At 58.5% G+C, this 26,954-nt stretch carries 27 protein-coding genes and 2 pseudogenes; 11 read left to right on the top strand and 18 right to left on the bottom strand.

All coding sequences use genetic code 11. The features are described from left to right. Window positions 1-84 precede the first annotated feature (84 nt). Window positions 85-1,326 (top strand): MFS transporter, encoded by a 1,242-nt coding sequence (locus tag AC2FF8_RS12050; RefSeq protein WP_496879801.1) that lies wholly within the window; start codon window positions 85-87, stop codon window positions 1,324-1,326. Here the strand turns inward: AC2FF8_RS12050 and hslV are convergent. Continuing rightward, a complete protein-coding gene (hslV, locus tag AC2FF8_RS12045; protein WP_170345873.1) occupies window positions 1,318-1,875 on the bottom strand; it encodes an ATP-dependent protease subunit HslV in 558 nt (185 codons plus the stop codon). The two genes, AC2FF8_RS12050 and hslV, sit on opposite strands and share 9 nt — an antisense overlap. A 197-nt stretch (window positions 1,876-2,072) precedes the next feature. On the opposite strand from hslV, the gene AC2FF8_RS12040 reads away from it, so the two are divergent. Further along, a complete protein-coding gene (locus AC2FF8_RS12040) occupies window positions 2,073-2,267 on the top strand; it encodes a DUF1127 domain-containing protein (protein ID WP_170345875.1) in 195 nt (64 codons plus the stop codon). A 61-nt stretch (window positions 2,268-2,328) separates the two neighbouring features. On the opposite strand, the gene AC2FF8_RS12035 is transcribed toward AC2FF8_RS12040, so the two are convergent. From AC2FF8_RS12035 to regB, 10 genes and pseudogenes are all read right to left on the bottom strand, one after another. Further along, window positions 2,329-2,691: a Lin0512 family protein gene (locus AC2FF8_RS12035; protein ID WP_496879800.1), complete on the bottom strand. Its 363-nt coding sequence runs from the start codon at window positions 2,689-2,691 to the stop codon at window positions 2,329-2,331. Further along, a complete protein-coding gene (locus AC2FF8_RS12030; protein WP_257599675.1) occupies window positions 2,688-3,038 on the bottom strand; it encodes a Lin0512 family protein in 351 nt (116 codons plus the stop codon). Before AC2FF8_RS12030 ends, AC2FF8_RS12035 begins: the two co-directional genes overlap by 4 nt. A gap of 73 nt (window positions 3,039-3,111) precedes the next feature. Then, window positions 3,112-3,441, bottom strand: a pseudogene (gene trxA, locus AC2FF8_RS12025) (thioredoxin); the annotation flags it as partial. Between the two features lie 51 nt (window positions 3,442-3,492). Further along, window positions 3,493-6,849 carry a double-strand break repair helicase AddA gene (gene addA / locus AC2FF8_RS12020; RefSeq protein WP_496879799.1) on the bottom strand — a complete coding sequence of 1,119 codons (3,357 nt, stop codon included), beginning with the start codon at window positions 6,847-6,849 and terminating at the stop codon, window positions 3,493-3,495. Then, window positions 6,846-9,770, bottom strand: coding sequence for a double-strand break repair protein AddB (gene addB / locus AC2FF8_RS12015; RefSeq protein ID WP_496879798.1), 2,925 nt, complete (start codon window positions 9,768-9,770; stop codon window positions 6,846-6,848). Before addB ends, addA begins: the two co-directional genes overlap by 4 nt. After that, window positions 9,763-10,449, bottom strand: coding sequence for a nucleotidyltransferase family protein (locus AC2FF8_RS12010; RefSeq protein WP_496879797.1), 687 nt, complete (start codon window positions 10,447-10,449; stop codon window positions 9,763-9,765). Before AC2FF8_RS12010 ends, addB begins: the two co-directional genes overlap by 8 nt. After that, the gene (locus AC2FF8_RS12005) at window positions 10,446-11,450 is read right to left on the bottom strand and encodes an aminoglycoside phosphotransferase family protein (protein WP_496879796.1); all 1,005 of its coding nucleotides are present in this window, start codon (window positions 11,448-11,450) and stop codon (window positions 10,446-10,448) included. The genes AC2FF8_RS12010 and AC2FF8_RS12005 overlap by 4 nt, the downstream gene beginning before the upstream one ends. Continuing rightward, window positions 11,447-11,920, bottom strand: coding sequence for a tRNA (adenosine(37)-N6)-threonylcarbamoyltransferase complex ATPase subunit type 1 TsaE (tsaE, locus tag AC2FF8_RS12000; RefSeq protein WP_496879795.1), 474 nt, complete (start codon window positions 11,918-11,920; stop codon window positions 11,447-11,449). Before tsaE ends, AC2FF8_RS12005 begins: the two co-directional genes overlap by 4 nt. A gap of 41 nt (window positions 11,921-11,961) precedes the next feature. Continuing rightward, window positions 11,962-13,470 carry a PAS-domain containing protein gene (locus AC2FF8_RS11995; protein ID WP_170345891.1) on the bottom strand — a complete coding sequence of 503 codons (1,509 nt, stop codon included), beginning with the start codon at window positions 13,468-13,470 and terminating at the stop codon, window positions 11,962-11,964. A 66-nt stretch (window positions 13,471-13,536) separates the two neighbouring features. Further along, the gene (regB, locus tag AC2FF8_RS11990) at window positions 13,537-14,934 is read right to left on the bottom strand and encodes a sensor histidine kinase RegB (protein ID WP_496873229.1); all 1,398 of its coding nucleotides are present in this window, start codon (window positions 14,932-14,934) and stop codon (window positions 13,537-13,539) included. A gap of 90 nt (window positions 14,935-15,024) precedes the next feature. Here regB and AC2FF8_RS11985 point away from each other — a divergent pair, with 90 nt between their 5' ends. The 3 genes from AC2FF8_RS11985 to AC2FF8_RS11975 all read left to right on the top strand — a co-directional run bounded on the left by AC2FF8_RS11985 (window position 15,025) and on the right by AC2FF8_RS11975 (window position 16,761). Beyond that, window positions 15,025-15,654 (top strand): SCO family protein, encoded by a 630-nt coding sequence (locus AC2FF8_RS11985; protein WP_170345895.1) that lies wholly within the window; start codon window positions 15,025-15,027, stop codon window positions 15,652-15,654. Window positions 15,655-15,734: 80 nt separating this feature from the next. Next, window positions 15,735-16,289: an ActR/PrrA/RegA family redox response regulator transcription factor gene (locus tag AC2FF8_RS11980; RefSeq protein WP_152459641.1), complete on the top strand. Its 555-nt coding sequence runs from the start codon at window positions 15,735-15,737 to the stop codon at window positions 16,287-16,289. 100 nt (window positions 16,290-16,389) lie between these two features. Further along, the gene (locus tag AC2FF8_RS11975; protein ID WP_496873231.1) at window positions 16,390-16,761 is read left to right on the top strand and encodes a VOC family protein; all 372 of its coding nucleotides are present in this window, start codon (window positions 16,390-16,392) and stop codon (window positions 16,759-16,761) included. Window positions 16,762-16,827: 66 nt separating this feature from the next. Here the strand turns inward: AC2FF8_RS11975 and AC2FF8_RS11970 are convergent, their stop codons facing one another. Together AC2FF8_RS11970 and AC2FF8_RS11965 are read right to left on the bottom strand one after the other, a co-directional pair. After that, a complete protein-coding gene (locus AC2FF8_RS11970) occupies window positions 16,828-17,541 on the bottom strand; it encodes an SGNH/GDSL hydrolase family protein (RefSeq protein WP_496879794.1) in 714 nt (237 codons plus the stop codon). A 49-nt stretch (window positions 17,542-17,590) separates the two neighbouring features. After that, entirely contained in the window at window positions 17,591-18,184 is a 594-nt protein-coding gene (locus tag AC2FF8_RS11965; RefSeq protein ID WP_171206515.1) for an HD domain-containing protein, read from the bottom strand. Between the two features lie 206 nt (window positions 18,185-18,390). Here AC2FF8_RS11965 and AC2FF8_RS11960 point away from each other — a divergent pair, with 206 nt between their 5' ends. From AC2FF8_RS11960 to AC2FF8_RS11945, 4 genes are all read left to right on the top strand, one after another. Next, a complete protein-coding gene (locus AC2FF8_RS11960; protein ID WP_170345903.1) occupies window positions 18,391-18,705 on the top strand; it encodes a hypothetical protein in 315 nt (104 codons plus the stop codon). A 103-nt stretch (window positions 18,706-18,808) separates the two neighbouring features. Continuing rightward, window positions 18,809-20,197: an adenosylhomocysteinase gene (gene ahcY / locus AC2FF8_RS11955; protein ID WP_170345905.1), complete on the top strand. Its 1,389-nt coding sequence runs from the start codon at window positions 18,809-18,811 to the stop codon at window positions 20,195-20,197. Between the two features lie 12 nt (window positions 20,198-20,209). Beyond that, window positions 20,210-20,959, top strand: coding sequence for an extensin-like domain-containing protein (locus AC2FF8_RS11950; RefSeq protein ID WP_496879793.1), 750 nt, complete (start codon window positions 20,210-20,212; stop codon window positions 20,957-20,959). Window positions 20,960-21,100: 141 nt separating this feature from the next. Continuing rightward, on the top strand, window positions 21,101-21,442 hold the full coding sequence (locus AC2FF8_RS11945; protein WP_170345908.1) for a DUF2853 family protein: 342 nt from the start codon (window positions 21,101-21,103) through the stop codon (window positions 21,440-21,442). 218 nt (window positions 21,443-21,660) lie between these two features. Here the strand turns inward: AC2FF8_RS11945 and AC2FF8_RS11940 are convergent, their stop codons facing one another. The 5 genes from AC2FF8_RS11940 to tsaD all read right to left on the bottom strand — a co-directional run bounded on the left by AC2FF8_RS11940 (window position 21,661) and on the right by tsaD (window position 25,878). Next, a complete protein-coding gene (locus AC2FF8_RS11940) occupies window positions 21,661-22,968 on the bottom strand; it encodes a hypothetical protein (RefSeq protein ID WP_496879792.1) in 1,308 nt (435 codons plus the stop codon). Between the two features lie 160 nt (window positions 22,969-23,128). Further along, entirely contained in the window at window positions 23,129-23,551 is a 423-nt protein-coding gene (locus AC2FF8_RS11935) for an EVE domain-containing protein (protein ID WP_170345913.1), read from the bottom strand. After that, window positions 23,551-23,820: a YciI family protein gene (locus tag AC2FF8_RS11930; protein ID WP_496879791.1), complete on the bottom strand. Its 270-nt coding sequence runs from the start codon at window positions 23,818-23,820 to the stop codon at window positions 23,551-23,553. The genes AC2FF8_RS11935 and AC2FF8_RS11930 overlap by 1 nt, the downstream gene beginning before the upstream one ends. A 1-nt stretch (window position 23,821) precedes the next feature. Further along, window positions 23,822-24,784 (bottom strand): NAD(P)H-dependent glycerol-3-phosphate dehydrogenase, encoded by a 963-nt coding sequence (locus AC2FF8_RS11925; RefSeq protein WP_257599661.1) that lies wholly within the window; start codon window positions 24,782-24,784, stop codon window positions 23,822-23,824. Then, on the bottom strand, window positions 24,781-25,878 hold the full coding sequence (gene tsaD / locus AC2FF8_RS11920) for a tRNA (adenosine(37)-N6)-threonylcarbamoyltransferase complex transferase subunit TsaD (protein ID WP_425079485.1): 1,098 nt from the start codon (window positions 25,876-25,878) through the stop codon (window positions 24,781-24,783). The genes AC2FF8_RS11925 and tsaD overlap by 4 nt, the downstream gene beginning before the upstream one ends. An 86-nt stretch (window positions 25,879-25,964) precedes the next feature. Between tsaD and AC2FF8_RS11915 the strand changes: the two genes are divergently transcribed. Both AC2FF8_RS11915 and AC2FF8_RS11910 read left to right on the top strand, forming a co-directional pair. After that, window positions 25,965-26,690: a uroporphyrinogen-III synthase gene (locus AC2FF8_RS11915; protein WP_496879790.1), complete on the top strand. Its 726-nt coding sequence runs from the start codon at window positions 25,965-25,967 to the stop codon at window positions 26,688-26,690. A 54-nt stretch (window positions 26,691-26,744) separates the two neighbouring features. After that, window positions 26,745-26,954, top strand: a pseudogene (locus AC2FF8_RS11910) (hypothetical protein); the annotation flags it as partial.

Here is a 26,954-nt window from a genome sequence, read left to right as displayed (position 1 = left end):
TCAGGTTTGCAAATGCTTTGCTTGGGGAATGCGGGATCCGTCTGCTACGGTGTATCGAGGGTTTGAAGGCCAGGAGCGTAAGACATGACGAATATTGCCAAGATTACCCTTCTGTTTGTGGTGTTCGTGGATCTGATCGGACAGGGGCTGGTCTTTCCCATCATCAACTCGCTGATCATGGAAACGAAATCCGGGTTTCTGCCCGAAAACACGCCCGAGGGGCGCAGGCATTTCTATTATGGCCTCGTGATCGGGTGCTTTTTCCTGTCGTGGTTTCTGGGCGTTGTCTATGTTTCGAAAGTATCGGATTCGATCGGGCGCAAGAACGCTTTGCTGGTGTGCCTGGGCGGTGCTCTGGCCGGCTATGCCCTGACGATTGCCGCGCTTTACCTCAACAGCCTTCTTCTGCTGATCGTCGGGCGTTCGATCACCGGGTTTACTGCGGGCAACCAACCCATTGCGCAAGCGGCGATGATCGACGGCAGCACCGACGCGACTGACCGGGACCGGAACATGGGCTATATCGTGACGGGCGTCAGCTTTGGCCTGGTGGGTGGGCCGATCATCGGCGCGGTCCTGTCAGACGCCGCCCTGCTGGGCGGCTTCGCCACGCTGAGAACGCCGTTTTACGGCGCTTTTGTCCTTGTGATGATTGCTATCTTTCTGGTCCTGTTTTTCTTCCAGGATACCCGAGCGGATCGCGCGCCCTTTGTGTTCCGTCCCCGTGACATAACAGACAGCCTGGCAGCAGTGCGTGGTCACCCGATCGTGTTGAAGATCCTGCCGGTCTATTCGTTCTTCATGATCGCCAATGTCACCTTCTACGTCTTTGTCGACAATTTTCTGACAAGTGCCTTCGGATACGGAGTCATCGGTGGCAGTATGGCGATGGTCGTCATCGGCGTTGCGCTGGCCTTTTCCAGCACGTTCCTGGTGAAACCCGCGCAGGAGAAGTTCAGCAAATATGCGATTATCTACACGTCACTCATCGTCATGGTGATCTGCGGATTCGCATTCGCCTTCAGCCCAAGTGGCATGCTCAGTTACGTGCCGGTCTTTTTCTTCTATTTCCTGTTCGGAATCGCCTACCCCACCATGCTTGGGCTTTTCTCTTCCAGCGTCAGCGAGGCGGATCAGGGCTGGGTCATGGGCGTGACAACCGCGGTGTTCTGCCTTGCGGGCGGGATCATGTCGCTGATAGGGGGCGGATTGATGAGCATCGATATCCGCGTGCCCTACTATGTCGTGATCATCGCAGCGATCATTGGCCTGATCGGCATGCATCGCCGCTGGAAAGGCAAGGAAATCTCGGCGCTGCTAGCCTGAGATCGTCTCAACCGTCAGTTTGCCGTTGGTATAGACGCAGATATCGGCCGCGATGGCCATTGCCTGACGCGCGACCTCTTCCGCCGACTTGTCGCTGTCCATCATCGCGCGCGCGGCGGCCAGTGCAAAATTGCCCCCGGATCCGATGGCGGCCACGTTGTGTTCAGGTTCCAGCACGTCACCCGCCCCGGTGATCACGAACATGTCCTTGCCGTCCGTGACGATCAGCATCGCCTCAAGCTTTTGCAGGTATTTGTCGGTGCGCCAGTCTTTGGCCAATTCCACCGAAGCGCGGGCAAGTTGGCCCGGTGTCGCCTCCAGCTTGGCCTCCAGCCGTTCCAGCAATGTGAAGGCGTCGGCCGTCGACCCGGCAAAGCCGGCGACAACTTCGGACCCTCCGGGGGACAGGCGGCGCACTTTGCGCGCCGTGCCCTTGATCACGGTCTGACCCAGGCTGACCTGCCCATCACCGGCTATGACGATCTGACCGCCCTTCTTGACGCCAATGATCGTCGTGCCGTGCCAACCGGGAAAGTCGTTGTCTGCCATGATCGTCTCCGTTTTCGCTGGCGGTATATATGGGCCGGGTCGCAGGTTGGCGCAACCCGTTCTTCAATTGCCCAAAAGATATGCAAAAAACGCATTCCGGGGTTACCGGACCAGCAATTGTGAGTCCGGGCATGCGGGACTACATGGGGCTCACAACCGACAACGGGTCGGCTGTTTCTTCACAAAGGACCGCGCACATGGCAACCACAGCTAACATTCATGCGCCGCTCGGAGCAGCTACCATCCTGCACGTAGTGGACGCGTTCATCAATGTCGTCAACACCGTTGTCGAATGGAAAGAATCCCGCAAAACCCGCAAACTCCTGTCGGAACTCAGCGACGCTCAGTTGGACGATATCGGCCTGAGCCGCGCAGACATCGCCGAACTCTGATGTTCCCACAGATCACCAATTCAAGACAGCCGCACGGTTTCCCGAGCGGCTTTTTCTTTGTTCAGCCCTGAACGTATTTTCCGGCAAGATCAGGCAGAAATGCCTCGATCGCCGCAGTTGCAACCACGTGCCGCGTTCCCGCTTCTTCATCGACAACGTCAAGCCCACCTTTGACTGCGCGAACCTCGGCCCTGCCCCGCGGCAGATCAGAGGCAACCAGATTGCAATCCACCTGTTCAGGGTCCTGCACGCCGATCGTGACGCTGACGCGCATTTCGGAATGGTCGATCCCCAGTTTCGAAAACAACGTGATGGATGAATGGTGCAAGGCATCCTGCACCGCGCGGCGGGCCGCCTTGGTATAGTCCCGGCCGTACAGGTCGTTGCCTGTTCCCATCTCCAGAATGATGCGTTTTTCACTCATTGTGCGGGCTCCATGTCGAAGGAAACGATCAGGGCGGCGTTGGCAATGACCGTGTGCCCGTCACTGTGGGGCTTTGCGATGTCCAAGCCCCCTTTGGTGACAGTGATGTTGGGATGACCATAGGGAAAGACAGCTTTCAGCGCGTCGATGTCCACCTGATCCGGTTGCTGAACCCCGATTTCGGCATCAATGATCATCGCCTCTTTCGGGAAGCCGAACAGCTCCGCCATGTTGACCGAGTTGTGCCAAAGCGCATCCTTGATCGCCCGCAGTGACGCCTGGGTATAGTCCATCCGGCGCAGGGACGTGCCCATCCCGAATTCCACAAGGACCCGCGTTTTTGCCATTGGTGTCTCCGATGTCTTCAAAAAAAAGGCGCCCCGATCTGAGGCGCCTTCGAGACAATCTGTTAGGACCAGATCAGATGGATTCGTCAATCCAGCTTTGCAGGGCGGCTTTGGGCGCCGCGCCGGCGCGGTTGGAAACAACCTGACCGTCCTTGAAGATGAACAGTGCCGGAATGCCGCGCACGCCCATCGCGGCCGCCGCGTTCGGGTTGCTGTCCACATCGACCTTGGCGATCTTAACCTTGTCGCCATACTCGGCTGCCAGTTCTTCCAGCGCGGGGCCGATTTGCTTGCAGGGGCCGCACCATTCGGCCCAGAAATCCACGACCACGGGAACGGTCGAATTCTTGACTTCGGCGTCAAAGGTGTCGTCGGTTACGGCTACGGTCGACATATTCTGTCTCCTGAATGGGGTAAACTTGGGAACAGAACGTAGGTGCCGCTTCGGGTAAGGTCAAGATATCTGGGTGCGGGCCAGTGCATCTGTCACAAGATCGTGTGGCAACCACATCAGGCTTGCCGTACGAGTCCACAGGATGGCGGTTCGAATGCCGTGGTCCGGATAGATCTGAGCCAGCGCCTGTGCGTACGCCCCCATCTGTCGCAACAGGCCTTCGGGGCAGTCTTCCGCGCGGTCTGGAACGGTGGCATTTGATTTGAAATCAATCACATGCACTTCCGTTTCCGATACGATCAGACGGTCGACAACACCATGCATCCGCTGCCCGTTCAGAGCGGCAGCAATGGGCACTTCGGCCAACGTGTCAGGCGCGAAGACGGGCTGCAAGCCTTCTGCTGTCAGAACAGTTGCGGCTTCGTTCAATATCTCTTGCCGGTCCGTTTCCTGCATATCGGGCAGCAACCGGGCGCAAAGCTCTGGCCAAAGGTCTTTCTCTGCCTCCGGAAGGTGTTCCAGCAGCAGGTGCAGGCGGGTTCCGCGCAGTTTGGCCGTCTCTTCATCCAGGCCGGCATCACCGGGCAACGCCTTTGGGCCACCCAGATCCGAAGGGCTGAGCGTGCTGGCAGGCGCAACCGGATCCGGAGCCGGATGGTGAAACATGTCCGGCAAATCGACTGGCCCAACGTCAGTGTTCGGTTGATCGACCAAGGGCAGCGCGTCCCAATCCCCGTGGGACAGGCGGCGGATATTGGAACCCGGAACCTGCGCGGCCCCGGCCCGATCCATCGCCGCCTCGACCATCTGATACCAGCTGTTGCCGTCTTTCCCCAAATCGCCTGCCGCCGCTACGATCAACCACTTTTCCGCCCGTGTCAGAGCCACATACAGCAACCGAAGCCGTTCGTTTTCCTCACGGCTGCGCGCCTCTTCCCGCGCCTGCGAGATCAGGTTTGGTGATGCGTCCGCCGACACTTTCCACAAGGGTGTTCCACCGGCCAGCATGATCTCGGCATCACGCGGAGGCTGGCGTTTGCCGGTGTCCGGCAGGATGACGATCGGCGCCTCCAACCCTTTTGAGCCATGAACGGTCATCACCCGGATCCTGTTGCCGACGCCGCTCATCTGTCGTTTGATTTCCAGATCGTCGGTCTGCATCCAGACCAGAAACCCCGTCAGGCTGGGGATATCCGTTCGCTCATAGGCCAGAGCCTGGGACAACAGCGCGTTGATGCCATCTTCGGCTTCCGCCCCCAACCGCCCCAACAGCTTGCGCCGCCCGTCATGGCGGGTCAGGATACGTTCGATCAGATCATAGGGGCGCAGAAAGTCGATCTGGCTGCGCAGATCGTTCAGCACCGACAGAGTTTCGGGAAACTCTTCCGCGCGGTTGCGCAGTGCGGCCCAAAGGAACTGTTCCTTGCGACGGTGCGCCAGATCGAAAAGCTGCTGTTCGGACCAGCCGAACAAGGGGGATTTGAGAACCGTCGCCAGGGACAGGCTGTCTTCGGGCGTGGCCAGAAAGCTGAGCAAGGCCGCAAGATCCTTGACCGCCAGCTCAGCGCCCACTTTCAATCGATCTGCTCCGGCGATGGGCAGGTGCAGCGCCTTGCAGGCACGGATGATCTCGGCAAACAGGTCCGAGCGGCGTTGCACAAGGATCAGAAAATCCCCCGGCTGCACCTTTCGACGAACGAATTGGCCGGGTTTGCAATCTTCCGGGATCGTCTCACCCCGTTCGATCATGTCTTTGATCGACTGTGCAACCTTTTCGGCCAGAATGACGGTGTGATGCCGTGCGCCGGGACGATCAACCGGATCGGTCCAATCCCCGTCTTCGGTATCTGCAACCTTTTCGACAACGGGCCAAAGATCAACACGACCTGGCAGATCGGCCTTGAATGCACGGTGCTGACTGTCCTTGTGAAACCCGGCATCAGAGCGGTTTTCAAACAGAATATCGACCAGAGTCAGGATCGCGCTGGAGGATCGAAACGAGTATTCCAACGTCGAATCCCACAGTTTAGAGCCTGATTCAGCCAGTCTCCGGCCAAACTCTTCCTGCATTCTGTCAAAGGCCTGTGGATCGGCGCCCTGAAAGGAATAGATCGATTGCTTCTTGTCACCAACGACGAAGATCGTGCGTTCAACCCCGGATCGGGCCCCTTCCCCGCTGGTGAATTCCTGCGCCAGTTTCTCGATCACGTCCCATTGATCGGGGCTGGTGTCCTGTGCTTCGTCCACAAGAATATGATCGATGCCCCCGTCCAGTCGGTACAGCACCCATTCGGCCACTGCCGGATCGTTCAACACCTGCCGCGCGCGCAGGATCAGGTCGTCGAAATCCAGCCAGCCGCGCAATTGCTTGCGCCGTTCGTATTCCGGCAGGAAGGCTGCGGCAAAGCGGTGCAGAACCGCGGTTTTCTGCGCCGCGACCAGCGCCAGACGCTGTTCTCGTGCGGTTTCGATCCGCAGCATGAAGGCCTCGAGCTGCGGCATCCGGTCGGCCAGCACACCTTCGCGCAGGGGTTTGGTCGGAAAAGCGTTGAGTTTGGCCGTGAAGGGTTCCTTTGCGCCCTTCCCTGTCAGAAACATGCTTTCCAACATGGGTAAATGTGCCAATCTGGCTTCGTTGAACCCGGCCAGTTTCGCGGCGGCCTTGGCGTTGTTGCCACCGCTTTCGGTCAAAGCGGGCAGCATGGACCGGATCAGGTCGACTTCGCCACCAAGAAAAACCCGCCCAAGCAGCGCTGTTTCGTCAAAGCGGGCGGGCAGATCGAAGCGATGCAGCAGATCGGACCACCCAAGCGGCTGCACAAACAGATTGCGTTTTTGCGTGAGTGCAGCAGTCAGTTTGTCAAAACCCGTGTCCGTGACAAACCGGGCCACATCTTCAATCAACCCGGCCTGAGGGCCTGCGGCGAAATCTTCGACAATCTCCTCTCGCAACAAGGCTGCTGCGCGGTCTTCCATTTCGGTGAACTGCGGGCTGACGCCAGCCTCGAGCGGGAATCGTCGCAGCAACGAGGCGCAGAACGAGTGGATGGTCTGGATTTTCAGACCTCCCGGCGTTTCGATGGCGCGGGCAAACAGGGTGCGTGCTTGCGCCAGCTTGTCCGAGCTGATTTCACCGGGTACACCGAGATCGGTCAGCTGTTCCAGCAAAGAGCTGTTATCCAGCATTGCCCATTCACCAAGGCGCTTGAACAACCTGTTCTGCATCTCGCTGGCGGCGGCCTTGGTGTAGGTCAGGCACAGGATGTGCTGAGGCTGGACTCCGTCCAGCAGCAAACGCGCCACCCGGTCCGTCAAAACCCGCGTCTTGCCTGATCCCGCATTGGCCGCCAGCCAGGTCGAGGCATCGGGGCGCGCGGCCTGCACCTGCCGTTCAGTTGCATCGTTGCGCGGGCTCATGACAGATCCTCGGGGCATGTTTCGGCTGTCCGGTCCCATTCGCCGAACCGAGCCAGGTGATCATAATCACCGATATCTGAATCCTTGTGCAGCATACGACGGGACGAAAATCCCTGATCAGGCTCTAAATAAGCGGAAATCAACTCTTTCAGCTCGGCAAGAACCTTGTCGGTTGGTTCTTTTTCCAAGGGCGCGGCAACCTCCTTGTAGCTGCCACCCATACCGATGAAGATGGCTTCGGCCACGCCTGTCGGGTCCAGGCCCTCAATCCCGCCCTGCTCGGCCATGGCCGCTTCGATCAGCAACTGCTTGTCGAATTTGGATTGCTGACTTTCCGTGGGTGGTGCGCCGGTTTTATAGTCGATGATCCGCAACGCGCCCCGGCTGTTGCAATCGATCCTGTCCGCGCGCCCGACAATGGTGAAATCCAGAGGGTTCAGCACCAGCTTCATCGCCGCCTCAAATGCCACCGGCCCGCCATCAGCCCGGCGTGCGAGTTCTGCGCCAAGGAAGTCCTCCGCGATCCGTTCCAGCCGGGCCAGCCACAGTTTTCTGGCGGTTGGCCAGGCGACATGCTGATCCAACAGGGCGTGTGCCCGTTTCAGGAAGTTTTCCCGCGTCAGCAAAGCGCTGTCGAGGACGCTGTCCTTGATGAAATGCTCGAGGATTTCGTGAGTAACAATCCCTCTCAGCAAGGCATCGGGGGCTTGCACAAGTGGATCAAGCGGTCTCAGTCGAAGCACATGTTTGGCGTATATCGCGTATGGGTCGCGGATCAGCCTTTTTATCTCGGTCACAGACAGTCGGCGCGGGCGTGCGGCAGCCGGTGGGCGCGGAGATGGGCGCGGTGCGGGGTCGATAGGCGGCGCATCTTCCAGTGCCTCGGACCAGTTCAGCCATTTTTCGCCCTGAGCGCGCATTTTGGCCAGAGCTTCGGGGCCACCCTGACCCGGCAAACCCTGCAACAGGTTGGTCAGCCGGTTCAGCCAACGTGACGGAACCGTCTCGGCATCATCCGAGCGGGTCGCGCGGGTCAACCACACTTCGGGTGCGCCGATGGCCTGCTGGAAGTCATGCGCAGACAGGCCGATCCGGCGCTCGGGCAGCAACAAGCCGGCTTTGTCACGCATCTGCCGGTTCAGCCAGGGATCGGGTGTTGGCGCCTCTGGCCAGCTTCCTTCGTTCAACCCTCCAAGGATCAGCAGGTCGGCGCCCTGCACCCGTGCTTCGAGCGTGCCCCAGATCATGATGTGCGGATGCGGCGCATCGCGGTCACGAACCTCTTCGCCCGCAAGCAGAGCGCCCAGCAGATCGGCAAAGTCATAGGCCGTCATCAGGCCGCCATGCTGCGCCTCTGCCCCAAGCGAATTCAGCACCTCCAGCGCCTTTTGGCCTGCGTTTTTGTCCCACAGAGTACCTGTTTCACCCGTGCTGCCGGCCGAGATCGCCTCGGCCAGTTCGATCAAACGCTCTACCCAGTCTTCGAGGTGCAGTTCATTGGTGATCTGCTGGTCGTAGAAGTGATGCACGACCCATTTGACCCAGCTTTCCGGGGCTTCTTTGCGTACCGCAAAAGCCGTAAGGCTTGCACTGTCAGGAAAGGGCGGGCCGTGGCGGCGCAGGTCAAGCTCCAGATCACGCGTAAGCAGCAAATGGCTTCCGCGGTCACCGCCGTCATGACAAAGCGGGTGCTTCAAAAGGGTCAGCAGCGTCTCGCCTTCCAGACGGCGCGTGAACAGGTTGGCCACATGGCGCAGAAAACGGCCCGGCGGAGAAAGTTGCAGCGGCAGGCCAGCACTGTCGTCCGGCACGATGTTCCACCGATCAAGCGCGGCGCTGACCTGGCGGGTCAACATGCGATCCGGCGTGATCAGAGCGGCGGTCTGTCCTGTTTCCGCCGCTTGCCGCAGGCGCAGAGCGATGGCCAATGCCTCGGCGCGGGGTGATTGCGCCTCGACCAGCGTCAGGCCGTCGGTCGCGCCTTTGATATCGGACAGTTTGGGGCCTTCGGTCATCCATGCGTCAGTGACGGGCGCCGGACGTAAAGCCAGGGATACCAGTCGGTTACGAGCGGGTGAGGGGGCTGAAAAATCCGTCCATGGGGTGATCTGACCCGGCGCAAGTTCCAGCGCGCGCATCAACTTGCGGAAACGGTATTGTGGGTGATCTTCAGACGTCAACGCATCATCCAACCCCTGCCAAACGTGATCCGGCTGGTCGAAATCAAATCCAGGCAGCACCAGTGCCCCTTGTGGCAGGCGCGCGATGGCTTCCATCAACATCAGGGTGGTGCCACGAGACCCGGTAGAGCCCGCCAGAATGACCGGGTGTTGTGGGGGGGCAATCTGCCATCGCGCGACCAGGTTTTCGACCACGCGGCGCTGGCGGGCCTGTGCATCCATCGTCTGCCCGCCGGTGTCGATGAAATGATCCGCGATGCCGATAAAAGCCTGTGCCCGCGCCCAGTGTCCGGACATGTCGCTGACATCCAGTTGCCGGATCGCCTCGGGCGACACGCCCTCGCCCTGCATTTCGTCAATCAGTGCGGCCAGACTGTCGGACAGGTCAAAGACCGAGGATCGGGCGGCAAGATCCGGCTGTTGTTCCAGCAGCTTCGACACAAGCTGAGTCAACTCAAGACGTTGTCGCAGGGGCGGGATAGCAGGCGGGATCTGTGCCAGATCAACCCTTTCACCCAGGTCCGTTACCAACGAGAGACGGGGCAGAAGGCACGGCGGCCCCTGATTGAACAGATCGCGGACACGCCGTTCCATCCGTCTTGTGTTCAGAACCAACTCTATCCGCGCCAAAGTTTCGGGCGGGCCCGAACAGCGCTGCCGCAGGCCATCGACCAACGCTTTTGGGAAATCCGTACCGGGGGGCACGGCAAAAACTCGGGGCAGGGTACCAGACTCAAACATCAGCCAGCAAACCCTCGGCCAGAGCGATACCTTCGGGGCGGCCTACGTCACACCAGCGTCCGGGGTATTCGACCGCAAAAAGCCGACCCTGATCAAGCATCTGGTTCCAAAGCAGGTTGAGCGAAAATGTAGTTTGCGAGAACGAATGCAATCCATCGGTCTTGAGGATCTGTGCCCCACCATAAACCAAACCGGGACCACGCGTGATCCGTCCATCCTTTTCGGCCGTGAAATCACCCGATCCAATATGACCAACGGTTCGCGCAACTGGAACACACATCAGCAGCGCGTCCATACGGCTCGGGTCCCAGGCTTTCTGCAACAGGGTCAAAGGATTTGGCCCGGACCAGATCGCGTCGGTGTTCAACGTGAATACGGGGTCGGTGCCCAGCATCGGCAAAGCAGCCCGCAATCCGCCGCCTGTTTCCAGGATTTCAGGGTCTTCCCGAGACAGCAGAACGCCTTTGGGGCCGAGATGCGCTGCGAGCTGATCAGCGTGATAATGCAGGTTGGCAACGGTACGGACAGGGTCAAGATCTTTGACAAGGTCCAGCGCATGATCAATCAGTGGTCGCCCCGCCACTTCGATCAATGGCTTGGGCCGGTCTTTGGTCAACGCGCCCATACGGGTGCCGAACCCGGCTGCGAACAGCATTACGGCAAATGGCGATCCGGTCATTGCGTTCTCAACTTGGCCAGGTTTTCCGGTGTGGGCCTGGGCAAAGCTTCGTGCAGCAGGGGCGCCACCGAAACCAGGGCAGGGTGATCAAGGTCGCGCATCAGATGTGCCCAGACGGCCGGGATCATGTCCACATAGTGAGGCTTGCCATATTCCGTCGCCAGACGTGCGAAGACGCCAAGGATGCGCAGGTTTCGCTGGGCCCCCAATACACTGTAGGCCGTGCGGAAATCATGGTCGTCCATACCTGACGCAGAGATGTAGTGGTTGATCATCTGCATTTCGATCCCGGCCGAGACATCTCGGCGTACATCCTGTAGCAGCGACACCAGATCGTAGGCCGGGTGCCCCAGCATGGCCAACTGAAAGTCCAGCAGCCCGACGCGTTTCACACCTTCGCGCTGCGGCAGCCACAACAGGTTTTCCGCGTGATAATCCCTGAGAATGACCACCTTCGCACCGGATGTTTCACGATGCAGGATGTCCGCGAACCGGTGCTCGAACCGGGACAGGGCGTCTTCGTCAAATGTTCCCAGGATACCGGCCGCATATTTTGTGAAGGCCAATGAAGCCAGTTCCGTCATGAGGGACGGATCATAAGACGGCAAGGACAGCGAAGGCGCCTGATGCAGGTGGAGCAGCACGTCGGTGGCGGCCCGGTACAACTCGCGTTCTTTGTCGGGATCTTTTTTCAGGACGCGCGCGAAAAGGTCATCACCCAGATCTTCCAGCAACAGAAAACCGTACCGGGTATCTTCTGCGTAGATTTCCGGAGCGCTCAGACCAATCGATCGGAGGTATTCCGCAACGCGCACGAAGGGTTCAACATCGTCACTTTTTTCAGGTGGCGCGTCCATCAAAACCGCAGTGCGCCCGTCGGTTGGATCAATCAGCCGTTCATATCGCCGGTTCGAGGCATCGCCTGCAAGTGGCGTACGTGTTGCCTCGGCCCAGGGTGTTTGTGCAATCAGGGCCTCGGCCAGGACCGTCCTGTTCGTCATGCAGTATTCTCCAGTTTTTCCACCCATTTCGGAGCAGTCCAAGACAGGGTCACATGGCGGAATTCAGTATTGTTAGGGTCTGTTTCAAAGGTCAGCGTCAACGCGCCCCGGGGCGCCAACAGGCCCAGCTTGTCCGGCCATTCCACAAGGCAGATTGCCGTATCAAAAGCTTCCGTCAGGCCCAGTTCGTCAACTTCTTCCGCCGCGCTCAGGCGATACAGGTCGCAATGCCATATTTCCCCTGATGGCGTGTCATAAGCCTGGACCAAAGTGAAAGTCGGCGAGGGCACATCTTCGGGTTCAGCCATCAATGACTGAATGAGGTTGCGCGCGAAATGCGTCTTGCCGCTGCCGATCGAGCCTTCCAGCAGAACGACATCGCCCGGGCGCAGTGATGTTCCCAATTGCCGTGCGAAAACTGCGGTTTCTTCGGGCGATTTGAAAGTCAGAGATCGGGCGGTCTGTGTCATGCCGCCACAATGGCCTTGCGCCTGACCGGCTGCAACCCGGTTCAGGCGCTGATCTGTTCCATCGCGGTGGATTTCGACGGAAACTCGGATTGCGTAAACCGGACGATTGTCGCGCCGTTGTGAACCGGTGTGACGGTGCAATCCACGGTAATGCCGGTTCTCATCTGGATTTCAGCGGTCCATTCGGCGCGGTTTTCCCGCATTTCGACAAAATCCCGCACCTCACCCAAAACCGGCGTCGCAATACAGAGGTCTTGCCAGCGTCGCGTGACATCGGTGACCGTTTCGCTTTGGAACCCGACCTCGTGCGCGTCTCCCCACAGTTTTTGATACGCGTAGTTCGTAAAGGCCAGCGTGCCGTCATCCGCAAAGACGGCAATTGCATCCGCCAGTTTGTCCAGGATCGACTGCATCAGATCCATTTCTGATCGAAAGCGCCGCGTCAGCGTGATTTCGGCGGTGATATCCTCGAACAGAAAGGCCACTGCTCCGTCCGGATGAGGGCGCCCGCTGACGGAATAGACCGATCCGGATGGCAGCGACCACGTCTCGTGATAGTTTCCATCTTCAGCCGCTTCGAGAAGGTCGTTCATCTGACGCCGCCAGCTGCGGTAATTCTTCGGCTCGGGCATCATGTGTTGATCGCGCAAACGGTCGAAAAAACTGCTCAGGCTGGGGCGGCAACTGAGGAAATCAGGCGGCAACGAGGTCAGGTCGATCAGGGCCGGGTTGAACAGGGCCAGTTGCCGATTGCGGTCAAAAATGGCGAGACCAATGGACAATTGAGCAAAGGTCTTGGTCATGGTCTGCACGAATTTGCGCTGGGCGGTCTCCGCCTCGACAATCGCGTTGACGTCAACGGCATAGCACAGATGACCATTCTCGTGTTCGATCCGAGTCAAGTCGAACCAAAGCTTGCGATCAGTATCTGCCACATCCACCGACACGCGAATTTTTCCGGTGGGTCTTTTGGCATCCTCCGGGCTTTCAAAAAGCGGCGCAGTCAGATCGGTGTCCTGATCACGTGCCTTTTGAACAAGTGCGACATAGGCGGCATTGCACCATTGCACCCGGTTGTCGTTGTCCACCAGCCATACCGGATAAGGGGCCAGATCCATTGCCAGACGGGTCGGTTCGCTTGGGGTGGCCGGTCCTGCCGGGGAGGCCTTTGCGCTTTCGCAAAGTCGAACGCGGACGATACCATCAATCCACTCACACACGACTTCTCGTTCGATCGTGCAGTCAATGGCCGATACCACGATTCTACCCTGATCGCGCACTATGTCAGGCGTTTCGGGGAAAGTGGGGAAATCCCTTTGCAACAGGCGCCGCAGGTCCTGCCAGTTTCCAACATGTTCCAACCCGGCCAGTGCGAAATCAGAATGGCTGATCAGTCGGTCACCGTCGAACAGAAATACGGCGTCAAACAGCGAGGTGTTTGAAAACAGACCAAAAGACTTGTCGCGCTGCGCCCGGCGCGGCAGCAGCCACAGAACGGCGAAACAGCACGAAACAAGACTGATCGCGGCCAGAATGATCCAATCGGCCATCAAACTCCCCAAGCCTGAACGATATCCGGACAGACTATGCGTGGGATTGGTTAACGGTCTCTTAATTCACACCTGGATGCGCGTGTTGGAACCGGAAGGGACGGGCGTGTCGCCTTTTTGTGCGTCAATCAATTTGCGAGGCCAGGTCACCTTGACGATGGCCCCGCGCCGATCCGGGTTGTCAGTCAGATGCTGGTAAGGGTCAGAACCATTGGCGAATTCCAGATCGGCGCCGCTGCGTTCCAGCAGGGTTTTGGCGATGAACAATCCCAGGCCCATGCCTTCGTATTCCGGGCGTGCTCTCTGATCGGATTCCACCCGTCTGCGACGCATAAAGGGGTCGCCGATGCGTCCGATCATGTGGGGCGGGTATCCACGCCCGTCATCCATGATGCTGACGGTGATCCTGCCGTCGGTCCATTCGGCCTCGACCCAGACATTTGCGCGGGCGAAATCCACCGCATTCTGAATCAGGTTGCGCAACCCGTGAATGATCTCGGGTTTGCGCAGGATCGAGGGCTGCTGAACATCCCCGTCCTGCGCGGGGCCTTCTGAAAAATGAACCTCTTTGCCGCGACCGACATGTGGTTCGGCCGCTTCGTTCACCACTGTCGAAAGCGGCGCCTGCCGCAGATGCAGATCATCTTTGCCCGCCCGCCCCATGTCGCGCAGAATGTCACGGCAACGGTCTGCCTGCTCGCGGATCAAAGCGGCGTCTTCTTTCAGGTCCGGGCGGTCGTCCAGTTCTTCGATCAGTTCCGCGCTGGTCAGTTTTATCGTCGCCAGAGGCGTGCCCAGTTCATGCGCGGCAGCGGCAACGACGCCCCCCAGATCGGTCAGCTTCTGTTCGCGCGCCAGCGCCATATGCGTGGCGGCCAGCGCTTCCGACATGGATTGGACTTCGGAACTGACGCGGTGGGAATAGGCGCCGATGAAGATGATGGCGATGATGATTGCGGCCCAGTTTCCGAACAGAAGGATATCCGGGATATCCAGAACAAGCCCGAGGCTTGTCCGCAACGGAAGGTGAAATTCCGCAAGAACAGTTGTCAGAACGATTGCAACGGCGCCGACGATCAGGGTCGATCGTGTGCTCATGACATTGGCTGAAATCGTGACCGGGCCCAGCAGAAGCAGCGCAAACGGATTGTTCAGCCCGCCTGTCAAATACAGCAGGATTGACAGTTGCAGCAGGTCGAACAGAACCATCAGGAAGTTTTCAAACTCGCTCAGGCGCTTGTTCTGCGGAAACAGCAAAATGGCAGTCAGGTTGCCCATGACCGAAATTCCGATGGCCAGGTAACACAGGCCCAGTTCCAGCTGCACGTCATAGTATCGCTGCGCCACCGTGATTGCGGTGAGCTGGCCGATGATGGCTACCCATCGCAAAAGGATCAGGGTCCGCAGACGAATCCAGCTGCTGCGTTCCTGGCCGCGCCAAAAAGTCTGATTGGATTCTGCCATCGGTTGCTTATGTCCTGTTGCATCGGCTGGTCATCTTGATAGGTGTCCCGGCCGGAACGATCAACAACCCCTTGCGACCGGATAATCGAAATGAGCCGTCTACTGTACGCAATTCTCGCAACCCTTGCTCTGGCCAGCGGACTTGGGGCCATGTGGCTTCTGACGTCGGGCGGCGGGTCCGATGACAAGTTCGCACAATGCCGGTCCAGCCAGATCGCCGGGGGTTCCGCCGCAATTGGCGGGCCATTTGAACTGGTGAATGGCAAGGGCGAGACGGTCACGGACAAAGACGTGATCACCGAACCGACACTGGTTTATTTTGGATATACGTTCTGCCCGGACGTTTGCCCGTTCGACATGTCCCGCAACGCCGAGGCCGTCGATATTCTGGCCGAACGCGGGTTGTCGGTGACACCGTTGTTCATCTCAATCGACCCGGATCGCGATACGCCCGAAGTGATGGCCGATTATGCCTTCAACCTCGGGGGCAAGACGATCGCGCTGACCGGCTCGCCCGAACAGGTCAAGGCAGCCAGCAAGGCCTACAAGACTTATTACAAGGCGCATGACAAAAGCGACGAATTCTATCTGGTTGACCATTCCACTTTCACATATCTGGTCACACCCGAAGATGGATTCCTGGAGTTTTTCAAGCGCGAAGACACGGCAGAACAGATGGCGGACAAGGTTGAATGCTTTCTGAAGCAGGGCGCGTCGTAACAAGGTTGTTTGACCTTTGTTCCCGCGCTGCTATTACTCATGTTCGAGCCAAAAGCATGAAATAGCGAAAGACCTAACATATGGCAGATACTTCTCAGCTTGACATCGGCCCTGATAAATCCCTGCTTTTGGTTGATGATGACGAGCCGTTTCTGAGACGTCTGGCCAAGGCCATGGAAAAGCGTGGCTTCGAGGTTGAAACCGCAGGATCCGTCGCGGCAGGCCGCGCGATATCCACCGCCCGGCCCCCGGCTTATGCCGTGGTCGATTTGCGGCTTGAGGATGGCAACGGCCTGGACGTTGTCGAGGTGTTGCGGGAAAAACGCCCTGACAGCCGCGTTGTTGTTCTGACCGGATATGGTGCGATCGCGACCGCCGTCGCGGCTGTCAAGATCGGCGCGACCGACTATCTGTCAAAGCCAGCCGATGCCACCGACATCACGAACGCATTGCTGGCAAAGGGTGACGAGATGCCCCCGCCGCCGGAAAACCCCATGAGCGCGGACCGTGTGCGCTGGGAACATATCCAGCGCGTCTATGAGCTGTGTGACCGGAATGTCTCTGAAACCGCGCGACGGTTGAATATGCATCGGCGGACGTTGCAGCGGATACTGGCGAAACGCAGCCCTCGTTAGGTCGGCCGGCCGCTCGATGACGGTTTAGTGACTTGTAACCTTGGACCCTGTCGAGGACTGTTCGGCTATCTGGAAACTATTGTCAGAACAGGACCACTCGATGATCGGATATGTAACCGTAGGCGTTTCGGACATGGAACGCGCCAAGGACTTTTATACCAGCCTTTTCGCGGGCAAGGGCGCGAAAGTGGTTATAGACGCAGGCCGGATCGCGTTCATCGGCAACAGACCAGACGCGCCGATGCTGGCGGTGTGCGAGCCCTACGACGGTGATGCCTGCGTCGCCGGAAATGGCAACATGGTCGCCTTTGCAGCCGACTCCAAGGATGAGGTCAAGGAACTTTACGACAAGGCAATCAGCCTGGGTGCGGTGGACGAAGGCGAACCCGGTCAACGTGTCCCCGACAGGTTCTATGGTGCCTATGTGCGTGACCCGGATGGCAACAAATTGTGCTTCTACGTCTTTGGCTGAAACAGGGTGATAACAAACCCTGTCCAAGCTTCGGACAGTTCAGCGGGCAGTTTCCGTTCAGTACCTTCAGGGTGAGCAGGAGATTTCTGCGCAGAGCTGCTGCGCCAGCTGACGATATCCGATAGCGTTGGGATGCAGCCCGTCCGATGTCCATTCGGCGGTGTTCTCGCCGTACCCGCCCGGCGGGGTCAGAAATGTGCAGTTCGCCATCTCCTGACAGGCGCGTTGGGCAGCCGAATTGAAGGCCGTTCGAAACGCCTCTTTCTCCGGGGTCCAGCTTGCACCGGTGACGGGCAACACAGCACGCCAGATCAACCTTTCGGCGGGCATGAACACGGTCTTCAACTGTGCGACATACTCTGCAATCTCCTCCGGAGGTGTGGCCGCCAGAGCGTCATTGACCCCGATTCCAAGATACCATGTCGGAACATGGGCAATCAGTTCCGGTTTTGCCCGCGCGATGAGGCCCGGGGTGGTGTCGCGGCTGATCCCAAGGTTCAGCGAGTTGGGCAGGATGTTGCTGGTCAACCACCCTTCGATTATGGAATCACCGATGAAAGCGATCTGAATATCCGGTGAAGCCAGCGCCTGAGAAATTGGCCGTTCGTGCAGCCAGACCATGAGTTTGTAGTGATCGGTTTCCGTGACCGGGACATGCGCGCCAGAGATTTTTCTGAGTGCCTTCGAAACATACCCGGTTTCGACCAACGCTGCCGCAAGAACAACAGTCAGCACGACGTTGACGACAAGAAAAGCTCGGGTTCCGGTCTTTATTTTCATCTTTTTCCACCAGTCCCCCGTACCACTCACCGCCTTCGGACAGCGTCTCTCAGATCTGTGCGATCAACTCTGCGTGCCGTGCTGTAAAGGCGTGCCGCACCTCGACCGGGGGGCGCAGCCTGATCTGTAGACCCGCCATGATCCCCCTGTCCGGGCGGCCAAAGAATTTCGTGGCTTCGGCCTCGGAAAAGCCGGCAATCTGTGTCGCCTCCATCCAGGCACTGATCTTGTCGGCCTTCTTGATCTGGCGCTTCACCGTTTTTGGGACCTCAGCCGGTAGTCCAAACCGTATATGGATTGCTGCCGCCAGCCGGTCGTCCAACGCGCCATAGTCTGGGCCGACGGCGGATTTCACAGGCGAGATCATGTCGCCGATCACATATTCGGGCGCATCGTGTAACAATGCGGCCAAACGCCATTTCATGGGTGTTTTGGGGGCAATACGGCCAAAAATCTCTTCAACCAGCAGGGAATGTTCGGCCACGGAGTAAGCGAAATCGCCGTTTGTCTGACCGTTCCAACGAGCGACAAAGGCAAGGCCGTGTGCGATGTCTTCAATCTCGATATCCACCGGTGTCGGATCCAGCAGGTCCAGCCTGCGGCCCGACAGCATCCTTTGCCACGCTCTGGGTTGTGTTGCCATTCTGCCATGCCTTGTGAAGTTGGACACGTTCAATTCGCGTTTTTATGGTATGATGTACCTGTCTGGGTCACATGCTGCCAACATTTTCTTGAGCGTTCGTGCTTTGAAACGGCGCGGTAGGATCCCGACATTAAAGACTGAGGGGGGTGCATTCTCCTCCCAGTGTGCCCCTCTCGAACGGAAACACGTATCGAAAGGAGCATCCCATGTTCAAACGTTTATTCGCAATCGCACTGACTTTCGGAATGGCCGCCACCGCGCCGCCTGCCTTTGCCCAGAATTGTGCGGCACGGGACGACATCATATCCAAATTGCAGGAGAACTATGCCGAGGAATTGGCCTTTGGCGGCCTGCAAAAAACACGCGGCGCGCAATCGGTGATGGAGGTTTGGACCTCGAAAGAAACGGGAAGTTATACCGTTTTGGTAACCAATGCGAACGGTATCAGTTGTATTGTTGCCGTTGGCACCGATTTTTTTGAAGCGATACCAAAGATCGAAATTGAAGGCACACCAAGCTGATATTGGCCATATCGTTTCCGATCACAGTCTTCAAAGTTGCCACCTGCCCCAAGGAATGCTAGGGGCAGCCAGGACTGTGAATTACCGGAAAATGGAGCACCTGATGGCCGGGGACTATATCGTTAAAGACATTTCATTGGCTGGCTTTGGCCGCAAAGAACTGGACATAGCCGAAACCGAGATGCCGGGCCTGATGTCCCTGCGCGCGGAATATGGCGAAAGCAAACCTCTGAAAGGTGCGCGGATCGTTGGATCGCTGCACATGACCATCCAGACGGGCGTTCTGATCGAAACTCTGGTGGCGCTGGGCGCGGATGTGCGCTGGGCGTCGTGCAACATCTTCTCGACCCAGGACCACGCCGCCGCCGCGATCGCCGAGGCGGGTATTCCCGTCTTCGCCGTCAAAGGCCAGACGCTGGAAGAGCACTGGGATTATCTGGACAAATCCTTCCTGTTCGAAGACGGCCCGAACATGATCCTGGACGATGGCGGTGACGCGACGCTGTACATCCTGCTGGGCGCCCGTGCCGAAGCGGGTGAGGACATCATCCCTGTTCCGGGTTCGGAAGAGGAAGAAGTGATCAAGAAGCAGATCGCCAAGCGTATGGCGGCAAGCCCGGGCTGGTTCACCAAGATGCGTGACCAGATCAAGGGCGTTTCCGAGGAAACCACCACCGGTGTGAACCGCCTGTATCAGCTGGTCAAGGAAGGCCACCTGCCGTTCCCGGCGATCAACGTGAATGACAGCGTCACCAAGTCGAAATTCGACAACAAATACGGCTGCAAGGAATCGCTGGTTGACGGTATCCGCCGCGCCACCGACACGATGATGGCCGGCAAGGTTGCCGTGGTCTGCGGTTACGGTGATGTGGGCAAAGGCTCGGCCGCGTCGTTGCGTGGTGCCGGTGCCCGTGTAAAAGTCACCGAAGTCGACCCGATCTGCGCCCTGCAAGCCGCGATGGACGGGTTCGAAGTGACCCTGCTGGAAGACGAAGTCGCCAGCGCGGATATCTTCATCACAACCACCGGCAACAAGGACGTGATCCGCATCGAGCATATGCGCGAGATGAAGGACATGGCCATCGTCGGCAACATCGGCCACTTCGACAACGAAATTCAGGTGGCCAGCCTGAAAAACCACAAATGGACCAACATCAAGGAACAGGTGGACATGATCGAGATGCCCTCGGGCAACCGCATCATCCTGCTGTCCGAAGGCCGTCTGCTGAACCTGGGCAACGCCACCGGGCACCCGTCCTTCGTGATGTCGGCCTCGTTCACCAACCAGGTTCTGGCCCAGATCGAACTGTTCACCAAGGGTGACCAGTACGAGAACAAGGTCTACATCCTGCCCAAACATCTGGATGAGAAAGTGGCCCGCCTGCATCTGGACCGCATCGGCGTGAAGCTGACCCAGATGGATGCGGATCAGGCCGCTTACATCGGTGTCAAACCGGAAGGTCCGTACAAGCCGGAACACTACCGCTACTGATCGCCGTCTGGTATGACGCAGAATTCTGGGCGCCGCCGGTATTTTTACCTGGCGGCGTCTTTCCTTTTCAGGCTGGCGGTTGTTGTGATCCTTTTGGGCGGTGGTGTCTGGTGGGTGTTGGCGCATCCCGAAACGCCGATACCGTCACACTGGAACCCGTTGCGTGATCTGAAGGTAACCGCCCCGATCACACCCGTCACAAAGGTCCAGTTGAACCGCGCGCTGGCCAGCGAAGCACGGTGCAGGGCCGCTCTGGAAGACGCAGGTGTTCGGTTTGAGGCGATGGCGGACCTGGTAGTCGATCAGAACTGCGGCATCGCCGGTCGGGGTCGTCTGACCAAATTGGTGACATCGCGGATCGAGGATGTTGAAACCAGTTGCGCCACGGCGTTGCGCCTGACCATGTGGGAACATCACGTCGTGCAGCCCGCCGCACGCGATCTGCTTGGGGCGGACATTTCCCGACTGCGCCACATCGGCAGTTACAATTGCCGCCGCATACGCACCGCGCAGGGTCAAAACAGTGGGTGGAGCAGCCATGCCCGCGCGGATTCGATAGATATCGTTGGTGTGGATACCGTTGACGGTCGAACGCTGACCTTGCTGTCAAACTGGCAGGGCTCCGGACCGGAAGGCGCCTTTTTTCGACTGATCTGGCGCGGGGCCTGCGGTTGGTTTCGTGTGGTTCTTGGGCCCGACTTCAATCGCTTGCACGCGGATCATTTCCACTTGCAAGGCCCGGGGTGGGGCTATTGCCGCTAGTTTTTTTCGGAAAGAAACTTGCTGGCTGCGACCAAGGGGGAGAAATCGCGGTTTTTTTTCCTTTTGGAAAAGCCCTGGACGCGGCTAGTCTTTTGATCATCGGTAAAAGGTGCCGGGTAAACGGATCAAGGAGACTAGGATATGGGCAAGCGCGACGATCTGATCGCCAAATACGCAGAAGACCTGAAAACCAAATGCGGCATGGACCCCGATATGGACCTTTTGACCAAGGTCACCATCGGTTGTGGTCCGGCGATCTATGACGCAGATGCGGCAACTGTCGCGGCCAGCCAGGACTCGGAACTGGAAACCGTCAAGAACAACTTCCTGATCAAAAAGCTGGGTCTGGCAGATGGCCCCGAGCTGATGGAAGGGATCAACAAAGCCATGGAAACCTATGGCATGTCCGAGCGCAACAAGTACCGTGCCGTTGTCTATTATATTTTGACCAAGCATTTCGGAAAAGAATCCGTTTACAGCTGACCCGGTCGAAATTCACCAAGCGCCCGCCGAGATTTTGGCGGGCGTACTTAATTTGAGTTTCAATTTAAAGACTTGGCATTTGAAACCAGGGGTGCGGCTGCGCTAAGTTCAACCTGTGACCAGGACGGTCAGAACCAGATATTTCCATACGCGTGTGGTGAGTAGGGAGCACGCGGGGGTAGGGAAGGTTCTGTATCGTCAGAGCCTTCCCTCGTTTCTCATCTGAGTTCGTCAAGAATGCGCGCAATGAAATTGTCGAATTCGGTGGGCTTCTGGTCCGATCTCCCTTGCGAAGCACCGCCGCTGCCTGCCAGATAAACCTCTATCCGTCCCGGGCGGGTTTTGTTGCCTGAATTCGTGAAGTCCCTCAGAACACCGTCAAGAGCATCAGCCGCCAGCGCCGCGTTTTCAGCGTCGCTTGGATGATAGAATCGAACCTGTGTTTCTCGGACGCGGAAACCCACGCGGTCTGTTGATACAACTGTCGCACGGCCCTGTGTAAGCAATTCGTAAGCCCGGCTACTGGCTTCTTGTGACACTCTCGACGGGACAAAAAGCGAAACTTCCAGATCAATGGGGGATTGAGCGGGCGAAAGCGGTTTTACCTCTGCATAAGACGGGGCCGCAGATAATGTGATCTCTTGCAGGGCAGGGTCCAAAATCATCAAGGATACCTGCGAAAAGTTGTCTTTGTTCGACCGGTTGGAGTAGCGCCACGGAGGTTCCGCAGAAGCTGGATACAAGGTTTGAACATCCGCTGAAGAAGCGGTGGCCAAGATGGGCTCGAGCTGTGGCGGAATGAATATGGCTGGCGGAGACAAAGACAAGGCCGGTTCCGGGCCTGGGGATCCTGGTTCCATCTCGCTTTGGCCATCCGCATTCGAAATGTCTTCAGCAGGAACCGGTGACGTCACAACCGCCTCAACCGAGACGCTCTGGTCGCGAGATGCGCCTGTGATCGCATCCTCGGCCTCTTCGATGATCGGGGGGGTGGAAACGGGTGCGCCCTGCGAAGACGCTGGATCGGTGGGTTCTTCTGCTGCTTGTGTGTCTCGTGGGGCCAGTGGCTCATCAATTCTGACAATGGACTCTCTGTCTGAAAGCAGTTCCTCGATTTCAGGCAAAGTTTCCGTAGCCGCATCCAGGCTGGGTGGGGGCGTTCCACTGGTAGAGCGCCAAATTCCGGCAATATTGGTGACACCCCATTGCAGCACCGCGCCGCAAACCAAAGCGGCCAGAATAATACCTGCTCTAACTAAGGGTTTATTCCTGTTTTTTGGTTCTTCCAAATGCAGGGAACGGACCCGGTCTGATACGATCTCTTCGATTTTGGTTTCGTCGGGCCGGGACAGATGCTCTGTCTCGGAAGGTTTCAGGGCGGGTTTTTCCTGCGCTTCACCCTGCGCCCCGCTGAGCACTCTGGCACGCTTTTCGCGCGCCTCTTTCAGGCGCGCTTCCCAGTTTTTTGAATTCTTCGCAGCAACGGCGTCTTCGAATACCCCATTGCCGCCTTCTTCGTCAGACATGGGTCCATGCTTTCAAGAAAGACCGAACTTTATTCGGACACTGCCAAGTGCGCGCGATTGCAGGATAAGCGATCGACAAGCCCCCACTCGGCAAAGCCCAAGGAAAGATACCATCTTGACAGGTGTTTGAGAAGTTCTGCACCTGACGACATGTTCCCATTCAGTCAGGCTGCGTTTCACCCAGCATGCAAATTATCCGCCATTCATCCTCGGTCACGGGTTGCACCGATAAGCGAGAGTTCTTCACCAGCACCATATTGGCCAGACGCTCGTCCGCCTTGATCTGGTCCAGCGTTACGGGTTTGGAAAAAGGCCGCACGGCCTTGATGTCCACGCACTCCCACCGTTCGTCATCGGTGGTGCTGTCGGGGTGGGCCTCGGCGCAGACCTCGACAATGCCCACGACGGATTTGTCCTTTTGCGAATGGTAGAAGAACCCCCGGTCCCCAACCTTCATCTGACGCATGAAATTGCGCGCCTGATAATTGCGAACGCCGTCCCATTCCTCGCCCGCATCACCCTTCGCGACTTGCTGATCCCAGCTCCAGGTCGACGGTTCCGATTTGAACAACCAATAGGCCATCAACCGATCACCTTTTTCCACGGGATCAGTTCGACCGATTGGAACAATCCAGCCTTCGCGTAGGGGTCGCCATCGGCCCATGACTGTGCTGCGGCCAGGTCTTCCACGTCGAGGATTATCAATGAGCCGATCATGGAATCGCCGTCCAGCAGTGGTCCGGCCTGTGACACGGTGCCGGTTTCTTCGATATAGGCCAGGTGGGCCGAGCGGTTGTCCAATCGGGTTTGCAACGCGCCGGGTTTGTCACGAGCGATGAGGGCGATCAGCATGTTATTCCTCCTTGAGGGGTCGATTGAGTAGGTTTTGAATGGCCTCGGTGACACTGTAGGCGCCATGGCTCAGGTCCGCCACCGTGGTGCTGATGGGCATATCCAGCCCTTCCTTGGCGGCTATGTCCGACATGGCGCGGGCGGTGGCGACGCCTTCGACCGTCGTTTGACTGTCGAAGGGCTGATTCAGACCCAAACTCAGGCCAAAACGATAGTTTCGGGACAGTTCGGACGAGCAGGTCAGCACAAGATCTCCTAGCCCGGACAAACCCATCAGGGTGTCGGGACGCGCGCCGCGCATCGCGGCAAAGCGTTGCATCTCGGCAAACCCGCGGGTCATCAAGGCCGCCCGGGCGCTGTCTCCCAGACCTGCGCCGATGACGGCGCCACAGCCAATGGCCATGACATTCTTCAGCGCGCCGCCAAGTTCGGCGCCGACCGTGTCTGTGGTGCGATAGAGGCGCAGGTTCGCCGTCGTCAGTTCGGCCTGAAGCGCCTTGCCAAGTTCCGTATCCTCGCAAGCCAGCGTCAACGCGGTGGGCAGGCCGTGTGCAATGTCATCTGCAAAACTGGGCCCGGTCAGCAACGCGATGCGGGCATCCGGGACAACCTCTTTGATGACGGCGACAGGTCCAAGCCCCGAGGTCAGTTCAATTCCCTTGCAGCAGGCCACCAGAGTCTTGCCACGCAGGACCGGGGCGTGATCCTGCAAAGCGCTGCGCAATTTCTGCATCGGCACAGCCAACAAGAGCGTGTCAGCCCTGAGCGCCTCGGCGATGTCCGCGGTCACGGTGATGTCCGCGGGTAGGGCGATGTTGGGCAGCCGGGTTGCGTTTTCGCGCGCCGCGCGCATCTGCTTCGCCTGATCGGCGTTTCTTGACCACAGTGTCACCGGCCCGTTGCCTGCCAGCGAGATTGCCAGAGCAGTACCAAACGCACCGGATCCCAGAACGGATACGCTCATGCCTTGGCCCCTTTCTTGCCGCCGCCCAGCATGGCCGGGCTGTGCTGATCCAGAGGCCAGCGAGGGCGGGCGGTCAGATCCAGCCCGTCCCGTGCGCCGGTACGAAAGCGTTCCAGGCCAGCATAGGCAATCATCGCAGCATTATCCGTGCACAACGCCAACGGGGGGGCGGTGAACCTGGTGTCTTTTTCAGCACAAACAGACTCTAATTCGGACCGAATGGCCGAGTTGGCGGCAACCCCTCCGGCAACGGCAATCACGGGTTCAGACGGAGAGTTTTCCAGATACAGATCAATTGCGCGTCGGGTCTTTTCGGCCAATGTGTCCACAACCGCCTGCTGGAATCCAGCGCACAGATCTGCGCGGTCCTGGCGCGTCAAACCACCCTTTTCGTTCACGATCTGGTCGCGCATCCGCATCAAAGCCGTTTTCAATCCCGAAAAGGACAGATCGCAACCGGGCCGGTCCAGAAGCGGCCTTGGAAACCGGAATCGTTTGGGATCACCGGCGCGCGCCTCGGCTTCGACGGAAGGGCCACCAGGTTGCGGCAAGCCCAGCAGGCGGGCGGTTTTGTCGAAGGCCTCGCCCGGCGCATCGTCGATGGTGCCGCCAAGGCGGGTAAAATGTTCGGGCCCGTGGGCGATCAGGAATTGGCAGTGGCCGCCCGACACCAGAAGCATCAGGTAGGGGAAGGCAATGTTGTCCGTCAGTCGCGGTGTCAGCGCATGACCGGCAAGGTGATTGACACCCACCAGCGGCAGACCGGTTGCCGCGCTGATCCCCTTGGCGCACATCACGCCGGACATGACCCCTCCGATCAGACCCGGCCCGGCGGTGACGGCAATGGCGTCCATGTCTTTCAGGGAAAGCCCCGCGGCCTCCAGTGCTTGCAGAACGCAGACATCCAGCTTTTCCGCATGCGCCCGGGCTGCGATCTCGGGCACGACGCCGCCAAAAGGACTGTGCAGTTCGGTTTGGCCATGTACCACGGATGACAGGATTTCGGCTTCGGCGCCCGTCGTTTGGCGCACGATGGCTGCGGCCGTATCGTCACAGCTGCTTTCCAATCCCAGTACGGTAAGTGTTTGCACCATCACCCTGATCCGTTGCATCATGATCCTACGGCGGGGTATCACCCTGCGCGGATGCAAACAATCCTGAAGGGCCAAGGGGCCGCACGTTGTATTTGTTGATGACCCGCCCGCGCGCCGCCTCTGAAAGGTTCGTTGCGCAGTTGCCGACCCGCACCAGATCACGGGTTCAGGTCATCTATTCCCCGATCATGGAAATCCGACCTCTGCCGGTTGCCGTTGAGACCGAGGGTGTGCAGGGATTGATTTTCACATCGGCCAATGCGGTGAACGCGGCGGTCTTGAAAGGTGTGGACCGCAACCTGCCCGCTTTCTGCGTCGGACCGACAACGACCAGTACCGCAAAAGGTTGCGGCTGGCAGGCCGAAATGGTCGGGGCCACGGCGGAAGAACTGGTGGGACATCTGCTCAAGCGGAGGCCCAAAAGCCCGCTGTTGCATTTGAGGGGTGAGAACACGCGCGGCAATGTTGCCGGTCGACTGACCGAATCCGGCCTGACGGTGCGGGAACTGCCGGTCTACCAGCAATTGCTGTTGCCGCTAACATCCGAAGCGACCCGGGTGGCAGATCTGGATTCGCCGGTGATCACACCGCTTTTTTCGCCAAGAACGGCGCGACATTTTGCCGATATTTGGACCGGATCCGCGCCTTTGTGGTTGGCCGCAATCAGTCAGGCCACGGCGGATCCCCTTTATTCATTGGACTATGCGCGCCTGAAGATCGCAAAGAAGCCGACACCAAAGAAAATGCGTAAGGCTGTCAAAAAGCTTGTGAAACATGCGTTGCGGGTTGAGGGTGGCGCGGTCCCCGATTAACTTAACCAGGGCTGTTATTCATCTGAATTTGGATTCGATAAGGGGAATATTGCGGTGGCTGGTAAGAAAAAGTCCGAAGAAAAGCCGGTGGAAACCCCCAAGGCAGATGACGTCGTCGAACCCGAACTGCAACAGGACGATGCGACTGTTGACCCGACTGAGACCGTAGAAGAAGAACTTTCCGAAGCCGAAGCCGAAGCCGAAGCCGAAGCCGAAGCCGAAGCCGAAGCCGAAGCCGAAGCCGAAGCCGAAGCCGAAGCCGAA

The sequence above is a fragment of the Ruegeria sp. YTSA144 genome (assembly GCF_059610125.1).
This window is presented reverse-complemented; position numbering and strand designations above follow the sequence as displayed.